We start from the raw sequence: 25,795 nt of genomic DNA on the forward strand, positions 1-25,795 counted from the left end.
CAGACTTGGTTGTCAATCACGACTCTACTAAAAGGGGTACGCATTGTCTAGCTGCTCCTCCCGCAAGCAGAAAAGCCGCGCGCTCAGGCACGGCCCTCCGACTATTAATTGTTGATCAAGAACCAATTCATTTCCTGGGAGGCAATAAGAATTGAAGATCCTTGGAAAACATCATAAAGATTCACCTTGAACTTGCTGTTGGTGCGGACTTTGTTTTGAATCTCTGGATCGTTGAACAACATTTTGAGCGGGATGTCTGTTCCTTCTTTTAAAACCTCATCTTGAGATCCTTCCAAAGCCGATGCGAGATCGAACGTTTTGGAATAAGTCAGCTGGTTCGTATCTTGATTGACAAATTCGACCTTTAGTTTGTGGGTTCCGGCAATCGCTTCATAAGTGGCATCTCGTTCAAGCGAATAGACCGTCTCCAGCTTGAGCCCCGCGACGCTGTACATGTCTTTGACGTCATAGAACGCGCTCGTCTTGGCCATCGAGATTCCGAACCCGCCGACTTGAAGCTCTTTTAATTGACTTGCGACACTCTCGCTGGTCTGACCCATCTGGTACGAAACCGGCTTGACCAGCAGTGGCGACGTGCCGCTGCTAGGACTCGAGTTTCCTCCGGTACCAGTCCCCGAACCTCCATTTTCGCCGGAAGGAGGATTTGTTGTTTCTGTGGCAATAGCCTGTCCCATCACCAGTTTGAAATCGCTGGCGTCAAAGGCGCGCGGAAGAGTGGTCCATGCCGATATCAGAGCTTTGCCTTTCGAACTGATGCGTTCTTTGACCTCGCCATAGGTAACGGGGACAATCAATCCGTTTTTGTCGACCAAATAACCACCAAGTTTCGCCATTCCGGCAGCTCGGGCTTCCTCATTAATTCCCTCAAACTCCGCATAGAACGTTTGAGTCCCTACGCCTTTATAGACGGCATTCCGCTTCAGCTTGAATGTCGCTTTCCGTCCGCTTCCCGCAATGACGTAATCGGTCAAATTGCCGAGAACGGGAATCTCGGATAACTGCTGACCTGTAAATTGATAAAGCATTTTGCCGGGCTTATCTGTCGCGGCTTCCGTGGCAACAAAGGCGATTTGGCTGATCGTCGTGCTATATGGAATATCCGCGGCTACGACAGCCTCATAACTGGCGCCTGGAGCAAGTACAAGTGCAGAATCCAGGCCAAGCGCTTTTTGCTCGCTGCCGATTTTGACGCCATTGACCATGAAGTATCCGCCAAGCGCCGGAACTTGCTTGGCAACGGCACTGTTGTTCGTTATGGCAATGCCTGCGACCAGCTTATCCTGATCGACTCCAGAGGTTCGTGTTACGGTTTTTAGTTGGATGCTATAGTCCTTGTAACTAAAAGCTGTTCCTAGTCCTCCTTCCAATGAAGCTGTCTTGACGATGTAGGAAGCAATGACATAGGATTTCTCTTTATCGGTCGCCTGAGATTTCATGACGAGCTCGGCTTTAGCCAGACTCGCGTCTGCAGGCAGTGTTCCCATTAGCGCCAGCGACTTCCCGATTCCCGGCAGTAAGCTTGAATTTTCTTCTTTGGCATAAGACAGCGCATAGCTCTTGCCGTTCTCGGTCACGAGATAGAAATCGAACGTTCCGGCCGCTACAGCTGTCGTTCCTGCATTGGTCAACGAAAAATCGAGCGCAACGGATTGCCCTTCCGCATCTTGACTGACGATGGCATTTCCGGCTTTCGTTGTAATCGGCTGTCCTTCTACGTAGATGCTCCGAGGCTGTCCTGCGGTTGAAGCCGCCTGTACTTTCAAGGATGGAAGTCGAAAGACGCCTGTCGGGAGCTTGATCTTTGTCGCCTCGTCATTCAAGGAAGGAACGAGCGTCAAAGGCTTTGCAACTACCGCTAACGGGAGCGTGGACCGAAGCGTAATGATCTTCCTCTCCCGCGGCTGGATCGTCATCGTTTCCAAGCTTGGAGAGGAAACATTATAGACGGAAAGGCTCTCGGTCTGAATATTGAACGACAGCTTAGACAAATCAATTACCTGCTGTCCGACATTCTCCAGCAAATAGTTGATGGTGACATAGCCATTGTCCTTGTCCTTGGATATGTAGGCTTGCTTGACCGCTCCTTTGAGCTTGCCGCTGCCGTAAACCATGATGCCTGGTTGAAAAGCGGCAATCTTATCGGTTCCTTGAGAAGGATAGGAGATTGTGCCCAGTCTCTTTTCATAGTTGGAAGAAGAGAAATCCCACTTGATGATATCAAAAGACAGGTCCGTGAGCTTGGTAGCGGAGTCGACTACCGCATAGTAAGTCAGATACTGTGTACTGTTGGCCGGAACGGATGTTTTCTCTTTGTCTCCTTCAATTACAGTCGCCTTGAACGATTTGCCCGATTTGGATTTGACTCGAATCCAGTAATCCAGCAGATCCATGGATCTCGAGCTTTTGTTTGTAATCATCACCGTATAAGCGAGAAGTTTCCCCTTGTCCTGCATAAGGAAATGCGCGTCTCTTATGCTTAGCGAGCCTCCCGTCAAGCCAACCGCTTGGCCCGACAGCGTCACGCTCTTTGCTGCATTTGCAACAGGCATTCCGTTTCCTGAGATCGTGCCCCCCAGCAGCAATCCTGCCGCAGTAAACGCAGTCAATCCCGTCTTCATCCAATTTCGCTTCACGACATACCCTCCTGAATCCATATAGCTCTTAGACGCAGAGAATCTCTCCTTTGTTTCTGTTATTTACCGGCTGCGCCAACTTTTGTGAACAACAAAAAAAAGAGCAAGCAGGAAATCCTGCTTGCTCTTTGGGGATGATGGCCGGTTGATTAGTTGACAACAACCGTCGTCGTAGCGGTTACGCCCGTGTTCGTTACGAACGTGATCGTAGCCGTTCCTTTTTTCTTGCCCGTAACAGCGCCTTCTTGATTAACGGTAGCGATGTCCGTGTTGGAAGAAGAGAAGTATCCGACTGGAGCTACTTCAACACCGTATTGGTCTTTGACCTTCACGGATACCGTAGTGGAACCAGTGAACTCGTACTCGGATTTACCGAATTCAACCGTTTTTGCAACCGGTGCGTCTTCGGAAACCGTCACTTCTTGCGTTGCAACAGCAGAGTTGCCAACGTAAGCCGTAATCGTAGCTTTACCTGCTTTTTTACCTACCACTTTGTTGCCGCTCACTCCAGCAACCGTGATGTCCGAGCTGGATACGAAGGCAGGAGCGGAGGATGCCAGAGCAACCGTAACGCCTGCGGACGTTTTACCGGTCAGGGTAACCGTCTTCGCATATGCAGCACGAGCGTCTTTGTCTGCGTAAGCCGTACCGACAGATTTGATCTCGTACGATTTAACAGCACTGGACTCTACTACATCAACGGTGAACGCGTAGGACTCAGCGTTAGCCGTCTTGGACTTAACCGTCACCGTTGCAGAGCCAGACTTGTCAGCTGCAGCGACCAGTTGACCGCCCGTGTAGTTCAGCAGGCCTTCAACATCGGATTTGACTTCAACCGTATAGGTATCAGCTGCAGCCGTGGAAGTGCGGCCGTAGTTATCAACCAGCGTGATGTTGTCTTTGCCGAAGTCGACTTTGGCGCCATCTTCGAGAGTCGTGATGACATCTTTAACGCCGTTCACGCCGGTCGTGTAAGATGCTTTTTGAATCTGTACAGACAGCGTGGAAGGAGCGGAAACGCTCGTTTTACCGCGTGCCACGATGTACGTGTAGCCTTCTTGCGTGAACTTCAGGACGAGTTCGCCTTTAGCATTCACTTTCGGGTAGTTTGCTTCCAGGTAGTTGGCGTTGAATTCCAGTTGGCTCAGGTCAAGAGCCGTACCTTTGATCTCGCCACCGAAGGAGTCGGAAGCTACGAACGGGAAGACCACTTCTTCGCCCGCTACCACGAGGGAGCTAGGAGCGCCGATTTGGAAATCTTTCACGACAGCAGCGCCAGCAACGTTAATGATGATGGACTTGGAGATGCCCGCGCTTGGGTTGCTGATCGTCAGCGTCGTGGATCCAGCAGCTTTCGCCGTGAATTTCAGTACGCCTTTGCTGTCAACGGTGATTTTCTCAACAACGCGGTTGTCGCTGTTGTAGAAGAACAGACCGTCTTTGTCTTTGTAGTTGCTGTATACGTTAGCAGCTACGCCGTCTTTGAAGTTGATGTCGCCAGCCGTCAGCGTAATTGCTTGGCCGTTAGCATCTTTCAGCGTCAGCGGGATGATGAGGCCCGTTTCGCCAGCGGAGATGCGGGATTTGCCAGCCAGCGGCTGAACTTCGCCCAGGTCAAGAACCGTAGCCGTGGAGCCCGTTACGACGTTCAGCGTTTTAGAAACGCTGAGGCCAGTGGATGGAGCAACAGCCGTTACGGCAATCTTGTCGTTCGGGTTAGCGCCGGAAGTTTTGAGGTTCACCTTGCCAGCAGAAACCGTGATCGTTTTCGAAGGTTGTGTCGTGTTGTAGGCTTGAACGTATGTGCTGTTTGTAGCCGTTACGTCTTCACCGAATTGGTTAAGAACTTTTACGCCCAGGTCTACGTTGTCCGCCAGTTGAAGAGCAGGGGCCGTAACGTCGATTTTTGTAGCTGCGCTTGCAGCGACTTTAACCGAGAACGGAGTGTCCGAGCCTTTAACCGTCAGCGTGTAGTCGCCTACAGGCAGGTATACAGCAGACAGGACAACGGATTTGTTGTCGTCAGCGTATTTAGCCGTTACAGGGAACGTAGACAGGTTGGATTTCAGCGTATAGCCGCCATCCATGTACGTTTTTTCAGTAGCCGTCAGCGCTCGGTTGAATTTAACCGTGATCGCTTTCGCGCCGGATTGAGCCGCTTCCGTAGCTTTAACGGCTTGCAGCGTCACTTTCACATCGTACGATTTGCCGTTGTAGGAAACCGCAACCGTCGTTTCTTTACCGACTTCCAGTGCCGTCGTCAGCGTTTGCTTCACGACTTGGTTGTCGGAGAAAGTAACCTCGATGTTCGTAGCGTCGACAGCAACAGCGGACTTGACGGATACAGCTGCATCCGACAGATCGTAGATTGCTTCAACAACTTGACCGCGGGTAGCGGCTACTTTGTAGGAAGCAGCGGAATCGATGAGGCCAGCGTCGATAGCGGCTGCTACGTAGCCTTTTGCCCAAGCGCTTACTGCTCCGGATACGGCGCCGTCAGCTTTAGGCTGCAGGCCAGCTGCGATAACGAGCGTTTTCGCAACTTGCTCAACCGTCAGGGACTGGGAAGGTCCGAACAGGTTGTTGCCGAGGCCGTTCAGGTAGCCGGCTTTCGTGCCAGCGCCGATGAAGCCTTTAGCCCAGTGAGTTGCCGATACGTCCTTGTAGTTTGCTGCAGCGGCGTCTTGCGTCAGGCCGTTGAGCAGTACGAGAACTTTGGAGAACTCAGCGCGCGTGATGTTCTTCGTCAGGCCAGCCGTACCGTCCGGATAGCCAGACAGGATTCCAGCTTGCTTCAGAGCATCGAATTTCTGTTGCGGGGACAGTTCAGCCGCGAAAGCGGAGCTTGCGAATACGGAAGTTACGAGTGCGCCTGTAACGACCAGGGATAAACTTTTCTTCATAACCTTTTTGTCTCCTCCTCTAACCTGCTTAAGTATGTGAGAGTGTTTGGTGGAACTATGAGTGCTCTTTGTACTCATCTGTTGTGTCACCCCCTTCCCAGAGTGTGGGAGCAGTATAATATAGAAAAATGTCTGCTTCATGCTGTAGACACGTGTGAAAACATGTCGCAGAAACTCGTAGAATCAAGTAGAAAATAATGGAAACCTGTCAAACCACTAAACCATTATACAATGGGCTAGTAGAGGCAGTAAAGAGGGAGATGAGAATATGTTCCATTTCCATCGGAGTTACCGGAGCAAGGGGATATAGCGCCCTGGGCCGGTTCCGCTGCCTTTCAGGATTCCGTTCTGCGCGACTCCATGTACTTAAACGCAGGGCATTTCGAAAAGTTGCGAGACGCCGGAACTTTTTTTTCTTAATCTTGCCTGTCATTTTGCTATGTATTACCTTCATGCGTACTTCTTGGCTGCAGTCCTAGTATAACTTGGTTAACCTGGCTCCGTCGACTCGAAACTTTTTCCAACGTTCGAATTTTGTCGAAGCAGGAAATTTCATACAAGTTTTGAGAAAGAGACTGCAAAGGGAACCCTTTTGCAGTCTCTTCTACTAATATTACGATAATTCTTAATTGATTTTAGGCAAGCGCTTCAGTCCGACCAGCACTTTTCCAAGAATGATGCCGGAGTCGGAACGAAGCAGGTTCGCCTTCGGCTCGAAGACATAGCCGTTCTTCGGATTGGAGCTGTCTACCGGAGAGCCTTGGATGTAGCCCTTCTGGTAGATCGCCAGCACCGAGGCACGGGCGTAGTAGTCGATGCCGCTGTAGTCCTTGAACGCTTTTTGCAGCGCCTTCTCGATCTTGGCCGGGTCTGTCTCCAGCTTAAGCTTGAGGGCCCGGGCCAGGATGACGGCCGCATCCTCGCGGGTCAAGTTGCTCGTCGGCTCGAAGGTTTTCGGCGCCTTGCCGCGGATATAGCCTTCATTGAACGCGGTCTCGATATAACGGTAGTCCCACAGCGCGGTGCTCTCGACGCCGACGTCGTTGAACAGCCGCTTTGACGGATCGGTGTTGTAGTTGAGCTGCGCGCCGAGAGCCTTGACCATCATCGTGGCGAACTCGCCGCGCGACGTGTACAGGCTGGATCCGAACTCATCGAGGCCTGCCGCGTTCATGAAGCCTTTGGCATACATCGCCTCAAGGTAGTTGCGCGCATAAGGATGCGACGTAATGTCGAGATAGGAATATTTCAACTGTCCCACGACATAATAACCGAACTCGCGGAACGGTACCGTAACAGTATTCTTCTTCGTGTCCACGACGCCGCCCAGGTTCACCCACTCCGGCTTTTTCGGATCGAAGTGGAACACGGTAATGAATGTTCCGTTCGCGTCGACGATATTGCTGTCGTAAGACAGCGTCAGCTTGGCTTCTTTCGAAGCAATAAGCTCACGATTAATGGGGCGATCTACGTAGGACGGAAGATCGGCCGTAGGATATTGATAAGGATCGATGCCGTACGTCAACGGATCATTGATGCTGTCCGTCTGCGGATTGTCCGCCATGCCCGCGTCAATCCAGAACACTTTGCCCGCCTTGTTGAAATTCGATGAGAACGTGTTCTCGAACATATTGCCGAGACTTTCGAGAATCAGGTCGAAGTTGGCCGGAGGCACTTCGAACTCATGCCGGTCGACGACGCCATCGGCCGGATTGGCGATGCCGAACAGCAGGCGGTGTCCGGTGAACACCTGGTTCTTGAGCTTCTCCGGCACGTTGTAGTCGCGGCGGATGAGCGTCGTCGATTTCGGGAAGGTCAGCTGCAGCTCGCCCTCGAACAGCTTGTGCGAACTCTTCATCTCTTCCATGAACCCTGCGCCTGGAATGTTGGTCGGCGCATAAGTGACGGTGATCGTGCCGTTGATCGAATCGTTGTCGTTGGCGATCGTGAACTTCAAGTCGTTCTTGCCCGCCTTGAGGCCGCTGATGACCACGCGATAGGCCGTCGTGTAGTCGACCGTGCCGTCGTTGTCGGCGTCATAAGCGATTTTTTCGCCGTTCAGTTTGTTCACCGTAACCGTCTTGGCGCTAGGCGCGTCGATGACGACCTCGACGAAGTTCTGGTTGACGATGCGCTTGCTGTTCAGCGGGCGCAGGATTTTGTACGGCAGCGCCGTAGGATCGACCTCCAGGCGGTAGCTGGCGCGCGCGCCGGCTTCGCCGTTGTTGTAGACGTAGAAGTTGTACACGCTGGACGTGCCGTCCTTGCTCAGGTACTGGTTGGACAGTACCCAGGAGAACGTCTGCGTCTTGAGATCATAAGTGACGACGAGCTTGGGAACGCGCTCACCCTGCTTTGGAATCTCCGGGAGGGTGCTGCCGGTATTAATCGTTCCGACGGATTGCTGGTCTTTGGGCAGTCCCGTATCAATGACGCGAAGCTCCTTTGCCAGCGTCCAAACGATAGGCGCCGTCATGTTGCTGCCTTCGATCTTCAGGATGAATTTGCTTTTGTCGATCGTGTTGCTGGTAATTGCAGTAGTAGCGGCTTCAATACTTGTGCCTAAATCAATGAAGTCGAACGTTCCGTGCACGTTCATATAAGGTTCCTTGGTCGTGAACACGCTGCCCGATTTCGGGAAGTTCGGATCGTTGGCCAGCGGAGCCGGCATATCGCTGCTGTACGGATAGATGCTGTCCGCCTCTACGGGAATGACCGGCAGGTTGACTTGGTTGAGGAAAATAGTGATTGAGTTCTCGTAGTTGTTCTTGCTTCCCTTGTAGACGAACTTCAGATTGAAGGCGCCAGCGGACTTCATGATCTCCTTGGCGGCTGCTAATCCTACTGTCGTCGCTTTAAACGAATTTATCGCTCCGTTCTGCTCAATAGCGATTGGCGCGTTGTTGATGTAGAAGAACATCGTCTGAGGCTTGCCGTCTCCTGACGGAGCATAGCGGACATCAGAGAGATCGTTCAAGTTGGTCAACGTTGCGGAGAAATTTTTGAATTTATCTGCAACGATCGTATCCAGCTGGGTTGCTTTCGTTGAGTCGTAGTCGATTTTCATCGTGTCGTAGATGCTGTCATATTTGAGGAACGGTCCGAACAGCATGTTGAACGTGACCGCACCCGATATTGAAGCGTTGTTGTCATACTGGAACGTCACCGTCTGCGTGCCCTCGTACGGCAGCTTCGTAAAGACGATGAGCTTGCGCACGAACGTCTTGTTGACGCCGTTGACCGTTTTGGTGACGGTTGTCGTATACGTCTGGCTGTCATCGATCGGTTGATTGGTCGAAGTATACGTCGTTTCCTTGCCGTTGATATCCGTTATCTTCGACACGGACAAGGGAGAAGTCGTGTCCGACGAGTTGCCGATCAGCACCTCGACCGCCAGCGGCGTATCGTAGATATTCACGCCGGTGAGCGGCTTGCTCTCGTTGTTGCGGTCCTGCGTCGTTTTATAATTCGGGATGTAATTGATTTCGCTGATGAACGGAGCCGTCGAATTGCGCAGCGTGAACTTGAGGTTGTACACGCCTTGGGACTCGTTCGCTACCGTGTTCAGCGTCTCCAGCGTCAGGAAATAGGCTTTGTCGTACGCATAGCTCGCAGCCGTCGTCAGCTGGCTGAGCTTGATGTCGACCTTGTAAATGAAGAAGGGGTCCTCCGGGCTGTAGCCGCCGGCGCTCACGGTCGGAATCGCATTGACCGGCGCCGCCGCCGTTCCGTCCAAGCGAGGCGTAATCTGGATCGGCTGCGTCGGGTCCGGGTTCGGGACCGTCACGCCGTTCACGACTTTTTTGTTGTTCGGCACGATGACCGTGCCGGTTACGCTGAGGTCCGAAGGCGTGCCGGCCTTGCTCGTCCCGAAGTCGGGCGAGTACTCCAGAGCGGCGCTGTTCTTGATCGCCCCGCTGTCCAGTTCGTTCAGGTTCAGGTCATAGAACGTCACTTCGCCGTTGTAGAACGCGATCTCTCGCGTCGTCTCGACGGTCTGGTTGTTGTTCGTCACCTTGATCGTCACGAGGTTCTTGCCTTTCTTGACGGTCAAAGGCGAAAGCGTGAACTCGTAGTTGTTCGTCGCGGAGACGTTGTAGGTGCGGCTTCCGCCGTTCACCTCGATCGTCACCTTCTGCGCGTTGGGCGCGTTGCCGGTGATGGCGATATCGGCCGAAGTCCGGCCGCGCGAGGCGCCGGAGGAGACGACGGTCGTCGCATTCTCCTTCATCGGGAACGCGTTGCCGTCCAGGCGTGCGGCCAGGTTGTAGAACACCGGACCGTCATGATACATGATATAAATGGAGGTCGACACTTCCGCGCCGCCTTGCAGCCCCTTGAACGTGATTCGGTTCAGGCCGGAGTACAGCTGCACGTTGTTCGCCGCCAGGTTGTAGCCGGTAAGGTAGATGCCGCCCTTGACGTTTTCGGTCTTGGATCCGGTCTGGTCGTCGGCCGGGTCTTCCGTATTGTTGTTGTTGACGATCTGGATGACGCTGTACGTGATGCTCGACGGATCGATGTTGCTGACCGAGCCCTCCAGATTGACCCGGCCGTTCGTCGTCACCCGGGGATTGAGCGAGCTGCTCGTCTCTTTGGGGAATGTGAAATAGCCGGTCGCGGCCGCATCGGCCGTCCGGGCCGGCAGTACCGGCAGCAGCTGGACCACGAGGGCCAGCATAAGGACCATGGCGCTGAGTCGTTTGAACACGGGAAGCCTCCTCCATACTGTTGCATAGGAATTTGTGTACGTTATTTATCGGAGCATGACTGGAAAATTGTTAGGAGTACGCCGGATTTACGATAACTTCTATTATCATGAAGATAGCAAAAAAGCCTGTCCCTCCATGTGGAAGGACAGGCTTGGAAGAAGGATCTGCTCTATTTGCCGCGCTGCTGATCGGGCTTGAGCCTCATGCGGGCCAGCAGGCTCAGCAGCGGCCGCTTGGACTTGTCGACGATGCCGATCAGCTCGGCGCCGATCTGCATGAAGAACACAAGCAGGCTGATGACGACGAACGTCACCCAGTTGGCCGCATGCGACTGCACGAAGATCGACTGTACGATCGCCGCGAGACCGAAGAAAGCGGCCACGCCGTAGATGATGAGCACCGTTTTGCGATGGCTGAAGCCGAGCTCGCGCAGGCAGTGGTGCAGATGGCCCTTGTCGGGCGCGAAGATCGGCCGCTTGTTGACCCAGCGGCGGATGATCGCGAAGAACGTGTCCGCGATCGGCACGCCGATGATGAGCAGAGGCGTGATGAGGGAGACGACGGTGACCTGCTTGAAGCCGATCATCGACAGCGTCGCCAGCATGAAGCCGAGGAACAGCGAGCCGGAGTCTCCCATGAAAATCTTGGCCGGATGGAAGTTGAATACCAGGAAGCCGAGGATGCCGCCGAGCAGCAGGCAGCTCATCAGGATGATCGGCTCGAAGCCGAGCACGAACGCCATGATGAGGATCGTCGTGATGGCGATGCCGGACACGCCTGCGGCCAGTCCGTCTAGGCCGTCGATCAGGTTGATCGCGTTCGTCACGCCGACGATCCAGAAGATCGTCAGCGGGATGCTGATCCAGCCCGATATCTCCTGCATGCTCTGGCCGAACGGGATGTTCAGCAGGTCGATCTTGACGCCGAAGCCGAAGACGACGACGCTGGCGGCGACAAGCTGCAGCAGTAGCTTGACCTTGGCCGACAGTTCGAATCGGTCATCGAGCGCGCCGGTCAGCACGATGATCGTGCCGCCCGCCAGCATGGCCCGGATCAGATTGCGGTCATACGCGCTCAGCAGGCCGTCCGGAATGAACGGCAGCACGACGAAGAACGAGCCGATAAAGGCCAGGAAGATGGCAAGGCCGCCCAGACGCGGCATGATGCGGGTATGGACCTTGCGGGCATTGGGCTTGTCGATCGCGCCGACCTTAAAGGCGAAGCGCTTGACGAGCGGCGTCAGTCCGAGCGCCAGGACAAGCGCGACGGCAAATCCGGTTATATAAAGCAATGTGGCATTCACTGGAATTCAACTCCCCTTAAGTTCACCGGAATGAATTATAACTCGCATGAAAAAGAAACACCAACCCCAATATTCGGTCATTTCACAGCGAATATCGGTGAATTATCGAAGATCGTAGGGTTTTGTCACCTTTTCCTTGTCCCGGATCACTTTTAGAGCGAATTGCGGCAAGACGAGCATTCTCCGGAACCGCGTCGGCTGCTGCAGCAGGCGATAGAACCATTCGAGGCGGAGCTTCTGCATGAAGACGGGAGCCCGCTTCAGCCTGCCGGCGATGATGTCGAAGCTGCCGCCTACGCCCATGACGAGCGGAACGCCGAGCTCCTGCTTGTAGCGGGCGATCCAGGGCTCCTGCGTCGTCGCCGAGCGGGCGACGAACAGCATATCCGGATGAGCTTCTCGGATGCGGGCGATAATCTCCGGATCGTCTTTTTCGCCGAAGAATCCGTGGTGGGTGCCGACGATGCGGGTGCCCGGGTACCTCTCCCCGAGCTTGGCCGCGGCTTCGTCGATGACCTCCTGCGTCGTGCCGAGCAGATAGGCCGTCCATCCCCGCTCTTCCCCTTCGAGGAAGAGCCGATGCATGAGGTCGAAGCCCGGCACCCGTTCCCGTACGGGCTGGCCGACATGGCCGGCCGCCCAGACGACGCCGGCGCCATCCGGCACGACGAGATCCGCCTCGCGGAGCATCCGATGGAATGCCGGATCTTCCAAGCCCATCATGACCATGATCGGATTGGCCGTCACGATCTGCGAAGGGCGGCCGGCTTCGATCCGATAGGTAAGGTATTCTACCGTCTCGTCCATCCCCATGCGGGAAAAGGGCACCCCGTAGATGGATACCTTCGGCACGAGCCGGCTCTCCAGCCATTCGGTCGCATCCGTGGCGTCCTCCATCGCTTCCGCGAGGCGAACCGCTTCGGGAGCGTCGGGGGAGGCCTCTCCGCCGTCCGTTCGGATTCCATCAGCCGTCCGAGCGGTGGAGCCTGCCGTTTCTTTGTTGTTGGAATTGATATTCGTCGACATGGGTCGAACCTTCACCTCTTCGCTTTTTGACGCAGCTGGCGGACGATATGTTGCGCGGGCTCGACCGCCTCCCGCTGCAGCCGGTCGATGAGCGGAGCCTTGTCGGCGCGCCAGGCGGCGGAGCCGTCCAGCAGCCTTTCAGCCGCATCCGCGAAGGCGGAGGCGTCCATCGCCTCGGTCGTCGCGGCCGCACGCTCCTGCAGCCTCGCCAGGAACTGATCGATCTTGGGATCGTAGCTGATGCCGAGCATCGGGACCCGCTGGCCGGCGGCATAGATGAGCGCGTGCAGCCTCATGCCGACCAGCAGGTCGCATCGGCTGACCTCCAGCAGCATTCGCTGCGGATCGTCGCCGGGCTCGGCAAGCTCGGCGCTGCTGCCCGGACCGAGCTCGCCGAGCCGCTCCATCGCCTCGCGCGATGCCTCCGCATCCGCCGGCGTATGGAACGGCAGGAAGCGCAGGCGCACCGGGCGGCGGCGCGCCAGCTCGCCCAGCGCCTCCGCGGCGCGGATCAGGTCGGCTCCGTCCTTGCGCCAGCGGCGCAGGGAGATGCCGACCACCGGCGTGCGATCTCGCGCATCGCCGGCCGTCGCCTCGGCGCCTTTGGGCAGCGGCAGGCCCATGACCGGATCCGGCACGACGCTGATCCGCTCCGACGGGACGCCCATCCGGCCGAGCAGCTCGGCGGATTCGGCGTCGCGCACCGATACATAGGCGCTGCGCGTCATGACATGGCGGATGAGGCCGTCCATGCAGCGGTTCAGCACCGGACCGACGCCTTGGGCATAGATGAACGTCGGCTTGCCGAGCAGCTGAGCCAGCTTGAGGATGCCGGCATAATAAGGGATCGTCTTGCTCCCCGTCACGTCCTGCAGCAGACTGCCTCCTCCGCTGATGAGCCCGTCGCAGCGGGCGATCGTCCGCAGCAGTCCTCCCGGACTCATCCTGCCGGCCGCCTGGACGCCGTACATCGACTCCGTCCAGGCCGGGTCGCCCGAGAGCACGATCGGCTCGATGCGGACGCCTTGAGCGCTGCCCTCGGCCTCCAGCGCGAGCAGAATCGACTTGAGCACCGCTTCGTCGCCGCTGTTGCGGAAGCCGTAGTAGCCGGAAATGGCGATCCGAAGCGCGCGCGGGGCGTTTGCATCGCGAGGCTCAGGCATGGACCGAGGCCTCCTTGAAGCGGCTGCGCAGCCTGCGGAACAGCGCCTCACCGATCTGCCAAGCGGCAATGAGCACGAGGCCGATGAGGAGGCCGAGGCCGAGGCCGAGCAGCACGCGGATAAGCGACATCGGCAGCGGCGTATGGATATGGGTAAATGTGCCCACCATCGACAGCTGGCCCATCGCTCCTACAACAAGCAATACCCAGGCCGCGCGATAGCGAAGCGCCAGGAACAGGCCGAGAAGCATAAGCGGATGCGCGAGCAGGAATTCCTTGGTCCGCGGTCGCACGCCGAACGTCGACTCCAGCAGGTTGCGGAAGACGAGTTCGAAGCCTGGCGCGGTGCCGCTGTTGCCCGTCCGCGACAGATAGTAGAGCCCGACGATCCCCAGCACGGCCGCCGCCGAGATCCAAAGAATCGTGATCTGCAGGCTGAGCACGCGTCGCAGGCTTGTCCAAAAGCTGCCGCCAGTGAACAGGAACAGATACACCGCCGCCAGTCCCATCGGGGCCAGCGCCAGCAGGTTGACGCCTCGGAACTGCTCCAGGACGAGGCTGTACGTGATGTTGTTGAGCAGCCCGACGACGATCGGTACGGCAAGCAGCGAGATGAGGGTCGTCACGATGAACATGACGAGCGCCATCGACAGCCTCCGTCCGGCGGATAAGCCATGGAACACCCAGCGGGTTCCAGGCTGGCTGAGGCCGCCGAGCATCGCGCTCCATGGCGAGACCTGGAACGTCGCCTCCGAGCCGGATGCGGTCCATTCGCCGCCTACGGCCCTGCGCGGTCCGTCGGTGTGGGCATAGATGCGGTTGATGACCCACACCATCGCCAGCGTCGGAGCCGCGATCGCCGCTCCGAGCGCCAGTCCCTGCTCCATCAGCGAGCTGTTCAGCACGTACAGGCCGGCGCTGCCGGCGAGGCCGAGCAGGAAGACCGGAAGGGTCAGTCCGCTGAAGAATGCGCCTGCAAGCAGCGCGATGAGGCTGACGGCTCCGAGCACGGCAGCGCCTTTGAGCGGCTTGTGCCACGACGGCTGGTCGCGCTCGAAGGCGGTCGCCTGTCCCGACGGGAAGCCGGCGCGGTCCAGCGTCTGGACCGCTCCGTCCTTGCCGCCGATCGAAGCGTACAGGTTGTCCATCGGATGGGTCACCATGCCTTTGTCCAGATTGGACGAGGGCGCGGCATTCAGATAGAACATCCGGATGTTGCGATCCTTGGCCGCCAGCAGGAAGCGGTCCACGATGACGTCGGGCTTGAGCGCAGCCGCATCCTTGTCGGACAGCGAGTACAGCCGCGCTACATTATAGTGCGTCTTATACGCAAGCGTATTCAGCCCTTCTTGAGGCTTTTTGAGGTTCTCGATCGCAGAAAGGCCGATGCCGTACTTGTTGAGCAGCTCGGCGAAGCCGTCCAGGCTGCGAAGGTTCGCCTGCTCCGCCGCCCCTTTGACGGCATTGCCGTCGAACAGGATGCGCGTGACGCCCAGCTCCTTGAAGCGGGCCAGCATGCCGTCGGCCTGCCGCTGATCGTACGGGATGCGGTCCGAGAGGCGGGGCAGCAGCTGGAAGCCGGCTTGGCTGAGCCGATCCAGCGCGAGCGGGTCCGGCTCCATCGTCTTGAGCACCGCATCGGACAACGGCGTCTCCAGCACGAGCCCCGCGAGGCCGTCGAACGACCAGTCCTCGACGCGGATGCCGGAGGCTTCGAAGCGGTCGCGGATGATCGGCTCCAGCGCCGCCTGCTCCGCTCCGCCTTCGAACAGCAGATATGTGAAGTTCCGATTGGCCGGAACCGGCTTGTTCTGCAGCAGCGCCGCTTCCGCTTCGCTGTACAGGCCGAGCCGGCCGGCCATCTCCAGCTCGTCGAGCCGGCTTTCGAACACGGACATCGTGCCTACGCCCGCGGCCTTGAGCTTTTCGAGCTCGGCGCCCAAGAACTCCTCCGGCTTGGCCTGATAAGAAGCCACGAGCACCAGATCGGAATAATCGAACACGTACTCCACCGTATCGGCGGTCTTCTCCATCTGCCACCGGCTTGCGCCGATCGGCATCGACAGGGCGACGCCTACGAGCGCCAGCACCCACAGCACCTTGCGGGCTCCCCGATTCCACTGCTGCCATTTTAACACTTGTCCACTCGCTCCCTTGACTGCATGTTCCATGATGGCGCGCAGGGCGGGGCGTCTCTCGCTCCCGCCCTGCGGCTGTTCGATCTATATCGGCCGCAACGTCTCCGTTCGAGAGGCAGCCGCCTTAGGCCAGCGCGTCGACGCGCTCCATGACGGAGGAGCGAAGCGCCTCCAGCGCCGCGCCTGCCGCTTGCTGCGAATCGCCGCGTACCGCGAAGTATACCTTGATCTTCGGCTCGGTGCCCGACGGACGCAGCGTGAACCAGGAGCCGTCCTCGAGCATGTACTTCAGCACGTTCTCCTTGGGCAGGCCGTCCAGGCCGAGGCTGTAGTCGAGCACCTCGGCGATCTTGACGCCGCCGGCTTCGGCCGGCGGGGAGTTGCGGAAGCTGTCCATGATAGCGTCGATCTTCTGCACGCCGTCCAGCCCCTTGAGAGTGCGCGATTCCAGCCCCTCCAGATAGGTGCCGTACTCGGCGTACAGCTCCAGCAGCACGTCGTACAGCGTCTTGCCTTGATGCTTGTAGAAAGCGGCCGCCTCGGCGATCAGCATCGCCGCGACGACGGCGTCCTTGTCGCGGGCGTACATGCCGGTCAGGTAGCCGTAGCTTTCCTCGTAGCCGAAAAGGAACGCATGCGACCCGGTCCGCTCGAACTCCGTCATCTTCTCGCCGATGTACTTGAAGCCGGTCAGCGTATTGATGACCTCCGCTCCGTGCGCCTTGGCGATGTCCGCCCCCATCTCGCTCGTCACGATCGTCTTGACGACGACTCCGTTCGCCGGCAGCTGGCCGCGCTCCTTGAGCTGGCTGAGCACGTAGTTCACCAGCAGCGCGCCGGACTGGTTGCCGGTGAGCACGACGAATTCGCCCTGGTTGTTCCTGACGACCGCGCCGACGCGGTCGGCGTCCGGATCGGTGCCGATGATGAGATCGGCATCCTGTTCCTGCGCCTGCCGGATCGCCAGCGTGAACGCCTCGCGTTCCTCCGGATTGGGGCTCTTGACCGTGCTGAAAAAGCCGTCCGGCTGCTCCTGCTCCTGGACGACGGACACGTTCGAGATGCCGATCTCCGCCAAGGCCTCCCGCACCGGATGGTTGCCCGTTCCGTGAAGCGGCGTGAAAATGACCTTGAGGTCGGCGCCCGCGCCGCGCTTCAGCAGATCGCGGTTCAGGCTCTGCGCCGCCACCGCCTCGATGAAGCGGCGGTCGTCCTCCTCGCCGAGCCAGACGAGCAGGCCCTTGGCCTCGGCCTCCTCGCGGCCGAGACGCTTGATCTCGGCGAAGCTTCCCACTCGGGCGATTGCCTCGATCGCCTGCTCGGCCTCATGCGGGACGAGCTGGCAGCCTTCGGGGCCGTAGGCCTTGTAGCCGTTGTACTCGGGCGGGTTGTGGCTGGCTGTGATGACGATGCCCCCGCTCGCCCCGAGCTCCCGCACCGCGAAGCTCAGCTGCGGAGTCGGGCGCAGCGAAGGGAACAGATACGTCTTGATGCCGTTGCCGGCCAGCACGAGCGCCGCGTCCAGCGAGAACTCCGGCGAGTTGTTGCGCGAGTCGTGCGCGATGACGACCGACGGGGAATCCGTCTGGGCGAGCAGCCAATGGGCCAGCCCTTGGGTCGCCTTGCCGACGGTGTAGGCGTTCAGCCGGTTCGTGCCGGCGCCCATGACGCCGCGCAAGCCGCCCGTGCCGAATTCGAGGTCGCGGTAGAAGCGGTCGGTGATTTCCTTCTCGTCGCCGGCGATGCCGCGCAGCTCTTCCTTCGTCGCCTCGTCGATGAGCGGATCGCTCAGCCAGGCTTGATAGCGTTCGGACGCGATTGCGGTTACGGACATCCGTTGATCTCTCCCTTGTCTCTGTATGGCGTCAGCGGGAGGAGCTGTCCTCCCGCTAAGACGATTTTGGTCTTGGAATGGTTTTGATCTCTTGCGCCCGGAAATCAGCTTGGATCCGTCAGCGCGAACATGATGCCGCCTTCGGCCACGACCTTGCCGTCGACGCTGGCGGTCGCCTTGCCTTTGCCGACGATGCCCTTCAGGCGCGTGATCTCCACCTCGAGCCGCAGCGTGTCGCCCGGCGTCACCTGCCCGCGGAAACGGAACTCGTCGATCCCCGCGAACATCGCGATCTTGCCGCGATTGGCCTCGACCTTGAGGATCGCGACCGCGCCGACCTGGGCGAGCGCCTCCACGATGAGCACGCCCGGCATGACCGGGAAGCCGGGGAAGTGCCCGGCGAAGAACGGTTCGTTCATCGTCACGTTTTTGATGCCGACGGCGCGCTGTCCCTCCTCGACCTCCAGGATGCGGTCGATCAGCAGGAAGGGCTGGCGATGCGGAATGATGTCCATGATTTCGTTGATATTCAGCAAGTTGTGGGTCTCCTCCCGGAGGAAATGGTATCGCCTTCCCGGACGCGCGTCCGCATGGATCGCTCGATCCCGGGCCAGACTAGGACTGTCCCCCGCGAGCCTGCAGGTCGCAGGGGTTGAGATAAGGGCAGGCCCGCGTCGGATGAACATCCGCGAAGGGCCTGTCCTTTTGTCGCTTCCCGAAGCGGCGGAATCCCTCTTGGGACCTATGTATGCCCCCGTTATTATACCTCCCGGCCGACGAAAAAAAAACCGCCGCCCTTCCTATTTTCCAGCGTTTGCCTACATTTTCCGCATCGATATGCCGTTAACTAGATTATTCCGACGAAAATCTCGACTCAAAAAAGGAGTGTCTCTCGTTGATCCGACACGCTACACCGCGCAGCCGTACGCTGCTGTCGCTGCTGCTGGCGGCCGTCCTGGCCCTTTCCCTGCTGGCTCCTGCGGCCCATGCCGAGGACGCCGTCGCCTCCGTCTCGCTCGATACCGGCTCCAGCCTGTCCCTGACCTACGGCGAGGATCCGTACGCGCTCGTGCTGTGGGCTTCCTATTCCGGCTCTTCCGCTAAAAAGGACGTCACGTCTTCGGCCGTCTGGACGACCTCGCTCTCGTCCGTCGTCAAGGTAAGCGGCGGTGTGCTGACGCCGGTCGCCGCCGGCAAGGCGACGATCACCGGCAAGTTCGGCGGCTACTCCGCCAGCGTGACCGTCACGGTCGCCTATCCGTACAGCAAGCTGCAGCTGCAGCGCGGCGGGGAAAATGCGCCGGCCAAGCTCGAGGCGAACGTCGGCGACAAGCTTCAGCTCGATGCGGTCGGCACCAAGGACGGACAGACGGCAGACCTGACCGAGGACGCCGACTGGACGAGCTCCAGCGCCGCCGTCGCTTCCGTCAAGGACGGCGAGATCGAGATCCTTGCCGCGGGCACGACGACGATCAAGGCCTCCTACCGGGGCGTATCCGCCTCGCTGACGCTGACCGCCGAATCGCCGTACGAGGCGCTTGAGCTCTCCGAATCGTCGCTCGTCGAGCTGGAGACCGGAGGCAGCGCGCTCCGGCTGACCGCCACCGCCCGGCCCAAGGACGGAGGAGCTAGCCTCGACGTTACGTCAAAGGCGGTCTGGAGCAGCTCTGCTCCCACGATCGTAAAGGCCGAGAAGGACGGCGTCCTCACGCCGGTCGGCCCCGGCACAGCGACGATCTCCGTCTCGCTGCACGGCGTGTCCGTAACGGTGCAGGCCGTCGTGCGCCAGCCCTATGAGGTGCTCAAGCTGTCTCCGTCCGCCGAGCTGCACCTGCTGCTCTCCGACTCGCCCGTGCAGCTGGCCGCCTCCATCCCGAGCGTGTCCGGCAGCGCGGAGGACGTGACGGCGCTCGCGGCATGGACGTCCTCCGATCTGTATGCGGCGACCGCGGAAGGCGGGCTCGTCACGCCGAAAGCGGCCGGATCCTCGACGATCAAGGCCGAATACAAGGGCGTCAGCCGCTCGCTCAAGGTGACGGTCTACCCGACCGCCGTACGCATCAAGGCGGCGGACGAGAAGCTGACGGCCATCGTCGACGAGACGCGCGACCTGCCGGCCATTACCGCCGTCGGCCTCGACGAGGCGGAATTCGCCGTCACGAAGCTCGTCAAGTGGACGTCCAGCGCCTCCGACGTCGTGGAGATCAAGGACGGCAAGTGGATCGCGCGCAAGAGCGGCAGCGCCGTGCTCAAGGCCGAGCTCGGCGACATGAAGGTCGAGCTGCCGTTCGAGGTGAACGCCAAGCCGCTCGCCCTGCTGTCCGAGACGAAGGCCCTATCGCTCGTCATCGGCAAGACGGCCGAGCTGCCCAAGCTGACCGTCACGTACACGACCGGAGAAGAAGAAGATGTCACCGCCAAAGCCGACTGGAAGGCTTCCGGCGGCAGCCTGCTCGTCCTGGAGGACTCGATGCGCGGCCTGGCCAGCGCCAAGGCGACGCTGACCGCCTCCTATCTCGGCAAGACCGTCACCTTCCCGGTCACGATCGAGGAGGAGATCGTCAAGCTGACCGTCGATCCGTCCTCCCTGACGCTCCATCCGAACCGCAGCAAGACCGTCAAGGTCACCGGCACGTATAAGAGCGGAGCCACGGTCTCGCTGGCGGCCAAAATGGACTGGAGCGTCGACGCTTCCGCTGTCGCAAGCGTGCAGCGCGGCACGATCAAGGCGCTCAAGCTCGGCAGCGCCAAGGTGACGGGCACGTACCAGGGCAAGAGCGTCACGGTAGCGCTGACCGTCAAGCCGAAGCTCAAGAGCCTCGTGCTCTCCGAAAAAAGCTTCCAGCTCGCTCCGGGAGCCTCGGCTCAGCTGAAGCTGAAGGCCTTCTACGACAACGGGACGTATGAAGAAGTGACCGCAGCCTCCCTCTGGTCCTCGAGCCGCGAGGGCGCCGCGACCGTCACGCAGGGCGGCGCGATCGCCGCTGTCGCCAAGGGCACGGCGACGATCAAGGCCGTCTTCGACGGCAAGTCGGTTACGGCGCGCGTGACGGTAAAGTAAACCGGCCGTGAGGCATGTCCGGCACAGGCCAGGCTGCCCTTCAGGCGAAAAATGAAAACGGGACGAAGCGGAGAGGATCTTGAAGATCCCCGCTTCGTCCCTTTCCCGTTTCGCTCGGCAATCGCAAAAAAACCGGCTCCGCGAAGGAACCGGTCACGCTAGGAATCGGAGAACACAAGGTCATAGACATGCTTGTAGGTCGCGACGTCGAACGCATCCGACATCGACCCGCCGCCCACGACGACAAAGCCGAGATAAAGTCCGCCTACGAGCGCCCCGGCGAACAGGGCGAGCACGATCAGCTTGCGTGCGAACCACCAGGCGGTGAAGCGGCTTTTCTTGCGCGGCTTGCCCGAGGAAGCCGCGGCTTGCTTCTCCTTGGGACGCGACGCGCCGCCTGAGGAGGCAGGCGAGCTCTGCCCGTTCTCCCGCGGGGACGGCGCCCCGCCCATCGACGAAGTCTGCGTATCGTTGGTCATGATCATCATCCTTGACGGCGCGGCAGAGCCCCTCTCCCGCCGTCAGGATGCAGGAGGAAAGGCTCAGGCGCGCATAGTGTTGGCCAGTCCGGCCATCGTGTCGGCGGAGGTCAGCGCCCGCGCGCTCAGCTGGTAAGCCCGCTGCACGCTCAGCAGCTCCGTCATCTCCTCCACGAGGTCTACGTTGGACTGCTCGATGAAGCCTTGGCGAACGGCGACGGCGCCGCCCTCGCCCGCCTGGGCCGGCGTCAGCACGTCGGCGGCATCGGTGCCGGCGGCGACGCCGAACAGGTTGTCCGCTACGGCGACGAGCGATTCGGGGCGAGTCGGCTGCACGAGCGCCAGCTGTCCGAGGCGAGTGCGGCTGCCGTCGGCGCGGACGCCGTCGACGATCCCCTCGGGGCTGATCTGCAGCGATACGCCCTCCGGCACGACAATCGGGCCCTCGCGCAAAACGACGCCGTTCGCCGTCTGCACGGGCACCTGACCCAGGACCGGATACCCGGTCTCTGTCGCGAGTATCGTATCACCCTGGCCGGTCACCGTCAACTGAAAGGCCCCGCTGCGGGTGTAGCCGCGGCCGCCGGCGTCATCCGACGCGACGACAAAAAGCGCGTTCCCCTCCAGCGCCAGATCGGTCGAAGTGCCTGTCTCCTTGAGGCTGCCCTGGGTCATGTCCGGGCCCATCTGGATGAAGCGGGCGCCCCAGCCTTGGTTGTAGCCGAGAGGACCGACGCGGCCCTCGCGGCGGAACGCCTCCGGCTGCTGCTTCGCGTTCGTGAGCAGATCCTGGAAGGTCGCTTCCTTGCGCTTGTATCCGGCCGTGTTCACGTTGGCCATATTCTCGGCGAGCAGGTCAAGCCGCTGCTGAAGCGCGCTCATCGACACCGTCGCATTGATGATGGAATTGTTCACCGGTCAATCCTCCTTTACACGCGGCCGATTTCGTTGACCGCTTTTTCCAAGCTTTTGTCATAGAATTGGATGACCTTCTGGTTGGCTTCGTAGGCGCGCATCGCCCCCATCAGATCGAGCATCGTCTGCGTCGGATCGACGTTGGAGCGCTCCGTATAGCCCTGGCGCACCTCGATGCCCGCTCCCGGCTGCGCCGCCGCGGCGCCGCCCTCGCCGTCAAGCCGCAGCTTGCCGTCGCCCTCTCGGACGAGATCGGCTACGCGGTCGACCCGCGTGATGAGCAGCGACTGGCCCGTCGGCGCGCCCGCGCCGTCCAGGAAGCGGAAGCTGCCGTCGAGCTTCAGCGAGTCGAGGCTCGTGCCCGGCGCGAAGGCGATCGGCTGTCCTCCTGCACCCAGCACGGAGGAGCCGTCGGCGGTCACCAGGGCGCCTTCTCCGGTCAGATGGAACTCGCCGCCGCGCGTGTAGCGCGTCTCTCCCTGCTCGTTCCGGACCGTGAAGTAAGCCTGCGGACGGAACGTCACCGTGCCGTCCTCGGCGATGGACTTGCCGGAGGCGTCGAACTCCACGCCGGGCACCTGGATTTCGGAGAGGATGGCGAAGTCGGACGGCTTGTCCGTCTTGTTCAGGTCGCCCTGGACCTGCAGCGAGATGCTCTCCTCGGCGAGCACCCCCGTGCTGAGCCGTCCGATGCGCCGCACCGGCTCGTCGTTCTTGCCGCTCATCGACAGGAGCATCTCGGGAAACGAGCGGTTCAGCGCATGGGAGGCCTTGTAGCCGGTCGTATTGAGGTTCGCGATATTGGTCGTTGCCGTGTCATGCACGCGCTGCTGGGCGATCATGCCCGCCGCGGCGGTATATAAGCCTCTAATCATGGAGGAGCCTCCTTGAGGGTGTTCTGCTGTCGTCTATATCGGCATGCCGCCAGGACTTGTGAATAGGCCTGGATGCCCACTCCCGGCCCTCGCGCCCGGCCGAGTCGCGGCCAGCGGCCGGACACGCCAAAAAAGCCGCTGCTCCCGGCAGCGGCCAAGCGAGCGCCTGCGCTGCCCTCCCGCCCGGGGCAGGGCGGGAGCGGCGGCGATTAAAGACGCACTTTTTTGCGCGACATGCGGTCGAGGTGGTCGAGCATGTAGCCCGTCCCTTTGACGACGCAGTGCATCGGATCCTCGGCGACCAGCACCGGCACCTTGAGCTCGTCCGCCATGAGCAGGTCGAGGCCTTCGAGCAGCGCTCCTCCGCCCGTCAGGATGACGCCGCGGTCGATGATGTCGGCCGACAGCTCCGGCGGCGTCTGCTCCAGCACCGTCTTGGCGGCGGCGACGATAGCGGCGACGGAGTCCGACAGCGCCTCGCGCACTTCCTCGGAGTGGATGCTGATCGTGCGCGGCAGTCCGGTGACCATGTCGCGGCCCCGGATGTCGATCGCGTCGTTGCGCGCGCCGGAGTGCACCGAGCCGATGCGGATCTTGATCTCCTCGCTTGTCCGCTCTCCGATCAGAAGCTTGTACTTCGCCTTGATGTAGCGGCTGATGTCCGAATCGAACGTATCGCCCGCTACCTTGATGGACGCCGACGTGACGATGTCGCCCATGGAAAGGACGGCGACGTCCGTCGTGCCGCCTCCGATATCGACGACCATGTTGCCGCTCGGCTGATAGATGTCCATGCCGGCGCCGATCGCCGCCGCCTTCGGCTCCTCCTCCATGTACACCTCGCGCGCGCCGCAGCGCTCCGCCGCCTCGCGGATCGCCTTTTGCTCGACGGACGTGATGTTGGTCGGAGCGCAGATGAGAATACGCGGGCGGCTGTACCAGCTCCGCCCGCCGATGCGGTCGATGAACGCCTTGAGCATCATTTCGGTAATCTCGAAGTCGGCGATGACGCCGTCGCGAAGCGGACGGATCGCCACGATGTTGCCCGGCGTCCGCCCGACCATCCGATAGGCTTCGTCGCCGACCGCCAGCACCCGGCGGGTGTCGGTCTCGACGGCGACGACAGAGGGCTCGTCAAGCACGACGCCCTTCCCTTTTACATGAATGGACACGTTGGCGGTGCCCAGATCGATTCCGATATCCTTGCTCAGCATAACGTCCGAAGTCCCCTAACGAATAGTGTGGAAGCCCATTACCCATTATTCGCTGAAAACCTCGTTTTTCCTCTGATTTTGTTGAAAAAAATTAGCGCTTTCCGGCGGCCAGCACCTCGCGCCGCTTGGTGCTTTTCTTATACTTGATCTTGGTGGCCTCGCCGCCTCGCAAGTGGCGGATCGACTTATGGTATTCGAGGATATGCTTCACCTGATCGGCCAGATCCGGATTGATTTCCGGCAGCCGCTCGGTCAGATCCTTGTGCACCGTGCTCTTGGACACCCCGAACTCTTTGGCGATCGTACGCACCGTATGTTTGGTCTCCACGATGCACCGGCCGATCTTGATGGTCCGCTCTTTGATGTAATCGTGCACGTTCCCGCCTCCTTGACTCGTTGTAAGTTTGGTACATTATATGAGGGGGTCGGGCAGATATTCTTTATGGCCAAGTCCTAAGCCGGAATTCCGTCCCAATTGGCTGAAAATAGGACTCCCGATGCTTCTAGAACCGGAATTCGCGCCGATCCGCAACCAAAAAAGCCGGCCTTCCCGAGAGGGAAGGCCGGCTGATGCGTCCACGTGCTTATTCGGCGTCGTCCGGCTGAGCGCCGTCCGCGGCGCCCGCGCTGTCTGTCGCTCCGGCGCTGTCTGGGGCACCGGCGCTGTCTGCGGCACCGGCGTCCGTCTGCTCGGCCGCTTCCGGAGTTTCGGAGCTGCCCGCCTCCGGCTGGGCCGCCGCCGTCTGCAGCTGCGGCGCTTCGGCCGGCAGCACCGAGGACGGATTGACGTGCTCGTCGTTCTTGATCAGGGCGAAGTGCAGATGCACGCCGAGCTCTTTTTGCAGGTCGTTGCGTCCGGCCTTGCCGATGACGGTCGACTGCTTGACCTCGTCGCCCGGCTTGACGGTGACGCCGCTCAGGCTCTGGTAGACGGAGACGAGTCCGCCTCCGTGGGCGATCTCGACGACCGTGCCATTCGTCGGCTGATCCTGGACGAGCGTGACCTTGCCGCTCAGGACGGCCTGCACGTCGAACGGCTGGTCATCCGCGCGGGCCAGGTCGATGCCGGTATTGCCTTTGTACGTATTGTTCTGCTCCACGAGCGAAGCTTCCTGCTCCGCCGCGCTGGCCGCGCTGTCGAAGTAGCCTCGCTTCACCAGCACGTCCTCTACGCTTGCGACCGGCCACAATGCCGTCTCGCCCGGAACCGGCTTGACCGTCTCCTGAATCGGCGTCTGTCCGCCTTGCTCCGTCTGGGCGCTCTCGGGAGTCTCGGTAGTCGAAGTCTTCTGCTCGTCTCCTTGATAGAGCCACATGACGGTTACGATGATGGCTGCCGCTGCGACAAAGATGGCCGGAGAGATCCATTTGCGCGACAGGGTCTTCTTGTAGGTTGATGCGGGCTTCCTTCCTCCCAGTTGGTTTTTAGGAGGATCTTGCTTGGCGTTCTTCTGATCTTGTTCATTCATCTTTCATCACCTCACTAGCCATTGTTGCCGGATCGGTTGGCTTTATACGT

Annotated in this window: 16 protein-coding genes; 1 reads left to right on the plus strand and 15 read right to left on the minus strand. The window is 59.8% G+C overall.

What is annotated here, in order from left to right; all coding sequences use genetic code 11:
• Positions 1 to 104: 104 nt before the first annotated feature.
• The 9 genes from HGI30_RS21215 to fabZ form a co-directional block, all read right to left on the minus strand.
• On the minus strand, positions 105 to 2,654 hold the full coding sequence (locus HGI30_RS21215) for a hypothetical protein (RefSeq protein ID WP_168909325.1): 2,550 nt from the start codon (positions 2,652 to 2,654) through the stop codon (positions 105 to 107).
• 149 nt (positions 2,655 to 2,803) lie between these two features.
• Entirely contained in the window at positions 2,804 to 5,557 is a 2,754-nt protein-coding gene (locus HGI30_RS21220; RefSeq protein WP_168909326.1) for an S-layer homology domain-containing protein, read from the minus strand.
• Between the two features lie 625 nt (positions 5,558 to 6,182).
• Entirely contained in the window at positions 6,183 to 10,268 is a 4,086-nt protein-coding gene (locus HGI30_RS21225) for an S-layer homology domain-containing protein (protein ID WP_168909327.1), read from the minus strand.
• Positions 10,269 to 10,438: 170 nt separating this feature from the next.
• Complete coding sequence (locus tag HGI30_RS21230) at positions 10,439 to 11,572, minus strand: glycosyltransferase family 4 protein (protein ID WP_168909328.1); 1,134 nt, start codon at positions 11,570 to 11,572, stop codon at positions 10,439 to 10,441.
• Between the two features lie 102 nt (positions 11,573 to 11,674).
• Positions 11,675 to 12,469: a WecB/TagA/CpsF family glycosyltransferase gene (locus tag HGI30_RS21235; protein WP_168910031.1), complete on the minus strand. Its 795-nt coding sequence runs from the start codon at positions 12,467 to 12,469 to the stop codon at positions 11,675 to 11,677.
• Positions 12,470 to 12,609: 140 nt separating this feature from the next.
• Complete coding sequence (gene csaB / locus HGI30_RS21240) at positions 12,610 to 13,761, minus strand: polysaccharide pyruvyl transferase CsaB (protein ID WP_168909329.1); 1,152 nt, start codon at positions 13,759 to 13,761, stop codon at positions 12,610 to 12,612.
• A complete protein-coding gene (locus HGI30_RS21245) occupies positions 13,754 to 15,931 on the minus strand; it encodes a DUF5693 family protein (protein WP_168909330.1) in 2,178 nt (725 codons plus the stop codon). The genes csaB and HGI30_RS21245 overlap by 8 nt, the downstream gene beginning before the upstream one ends.
• Before the next feature lie 91 nt (positions 15,932 to 16,022).
• Entirely contained in the window at positions 16,023 to 17,732 is a 1,710-nt protein-coding gene (locus HGI30_RS21250) for a phospho-sugar mutase (RefSeq protein ID WP_168909331.1), read from the minus strand.
• Positions 17,733 to 17,836: 104 nt separating this feature from the next.
• Complete coding sequence (gene fabZ, locus HGI30_RS21255; protein WP_168909332.1) at positions 17,837 to 18,268, minus strand: 3-hydroxyacyl-ACP dehydratase FabZ; 432 nt, start codon at positions 18,266 to 18,268, stop codon at positions 17,837 to 17,839.
• Between the two features lie 359 nt (positions 18,269 to 18,627).
• Between fabZ and HGI30_RS21260 the strand changes: the two genes are divergently transcribed.
• Positions 18,628 to 20,793 (plus strand): Ig-like domain-containing protein, encoded by a 2,166-nt coding sequence (locus HGI30_RS21260; protein ID WP_168909333.1) that lies wholly within the window; start codon positions 18,628 to 18,630, stop codon positions 20,791 to 20,793.
• A gap of 158 nt (positions 20,794 to 20,951) precedes the next feature.
• On the opposite strand, the gene HGI30_RS21265 is transcribed toward HGI30_RS21260, so the two are convergent.
• The 6 genes from HGI30_RS21265 to HGI30_RS21290 form a co-directional block, all read right to left on the minus strand.
• Entirely contained in the window at positions 20,952 to 21,272 is a 321-nt protein-coding gene (locus HGI30_RS21265) for a DNA-directed RNA polymerase subunit beta (protein WP_168909334.1), read from the minus strand.
• A 63-nt stretch (positions 21,273 to 21,335) separates the two neighbouring features.
• On the minus strand, positions 21,336 to 22,187 hold the full coding sequence (locus tag HGI30_RS21270; protein WP_168909335.1) for a flagellar hook-basal body protein: 852 nt from the start codon (positions 22,185 to 22,187) through the stop codon (positions 21,336 to 21,338).
• A 14-nt stretch (positions 22,188 to 22,201) separates the two neighbouring features.
• Positions 22,202 to 23,062: a flagellar hook-basal body protein gene (locus HGI30_RS21275; protein WP_168909336.1), complete on the minus strand. Its 861-nt coding sequence runs from the start codon at positions 23,060 to 23,062 to the stop codon at positions 22,202 to 22,204.
• Positions 23,063 to 23,271: 209 nt separating this feature from the next.
• A complete protein-coding gene (mreB, locus tag HGI30_RS21280; RefSeq protein WP_168909337.1) occupies positions 23,272 to 24,276 on the minus strand; it encodes a rod shape-determining protein in 1,005 nt (334 codons plus the stop codon).
• Between the two features lie 91 nt (positions 24,277 to 24,367).
• On the minus strand, positions 24,368 to 24,652 hold the full coding sequence (gene spoIIID / locus HGI30_RS21285; protein ID WP_021880270.1) for a sporulation transcriptional regulator SpoIIID: 285 nt from the start codon (positions 24,650 to 24,652) through the stop codon (positions 24,368 to 24,370).
• Between the two features lie 208 nt (positions 24,653 to 24,860).
• The gene (locus HGI30_RS21290) at positions 24,861 to 25,745 is read right to left on the minus strand and encodes a M23 family metallopeptidase (RefSeq protein ID WP_168909338.1); all 885 of its coding nucleotides are present in this window, start codon (positions 25,743 to 25,745) and stop codon (positions 24,861 to 24,863) included.
• Between the last annotated feature and the right edge of the window lie 50 nt (positions 25,746 to 25,795).

This window comes from Paenibacillus albicereus, from assembly GCF_012676905.1.
In the GTDB taxonomy this organism is placed as follows: Bacteria; Bacillota; Bacilli; order Paenibacillales; family Paenibacillaceae; genus Paenibacillus_O; species Paenibacillus_O albicereus.

Excerpts from the sequence above, each read along its gene's own strand:
- HGI30_RS21220 (WP_168909326.1), bottom strand. The coding sequence starts at position 5,557 with ATGAAGAAAAGTTTATCCCTGGTCGTTACAGGCGCACTCGTAACTTCC.
- HGI30_RS21235 (WP_168910031.1), bottom strand. The coding sequence starts at position 12,469 with ATGGAGGACGCCACGGATGCGACCGAATGGCTGGAGAGCCGGCTCGTG.
- csaB (WP_168909329.1), bottom strand. The coding sequence starts at position 13,761 with ATGCCTGAGCCTCGCGATGCAAACGCCCCGCGCGCGCTTCGGATCGCC.
- HGI30_RS21245 (WP_168909330.1), bottom strand. The coding sequence starts at position 15,931 with ATGGAACATGCAGTCAAGGGAGCGAGTGGACAAGTGTTAAAATGGCAG.
- HGI30_RS21250 (WP_168909331.1), bottom strand. The coding sequence starts at position 17,732 with ATGTCCGTAACCGCAATCGCGTCCGAACGCTATCAAGCCTGGCTGAGC.
- HGI30_RS21265 (WP_168909334.1), bottom strand. The coding sequence starts at position 21,272 with ATGACCAACGATACGCAGACTTCGTCGATGGGCGGGGCGCCGTCCCCG.
- HGI30_RS21275 (WP_168909336.1), bottom strand. The coding sequence starts at position 23,062 with ATGATTAGAGGCTTATATACCGCCGCGGCGGGCATGATCGCCCAGCAG.
- mreB (WP_168909337.1), bottom strand. The coding sequence starts at position 24,276 with ATGCTGAGCAAGGATATCGGAATCGATCTGGGCACCGCCAACGTGTCC.
- HGI30_RS21290 (WP_168909338.1), bottom strand. The coding sequence starts at position 25,745 with ATGAATGAACAAGATCAGAAGAACGCCAAGCAAGATCCTCCTAAAAAC.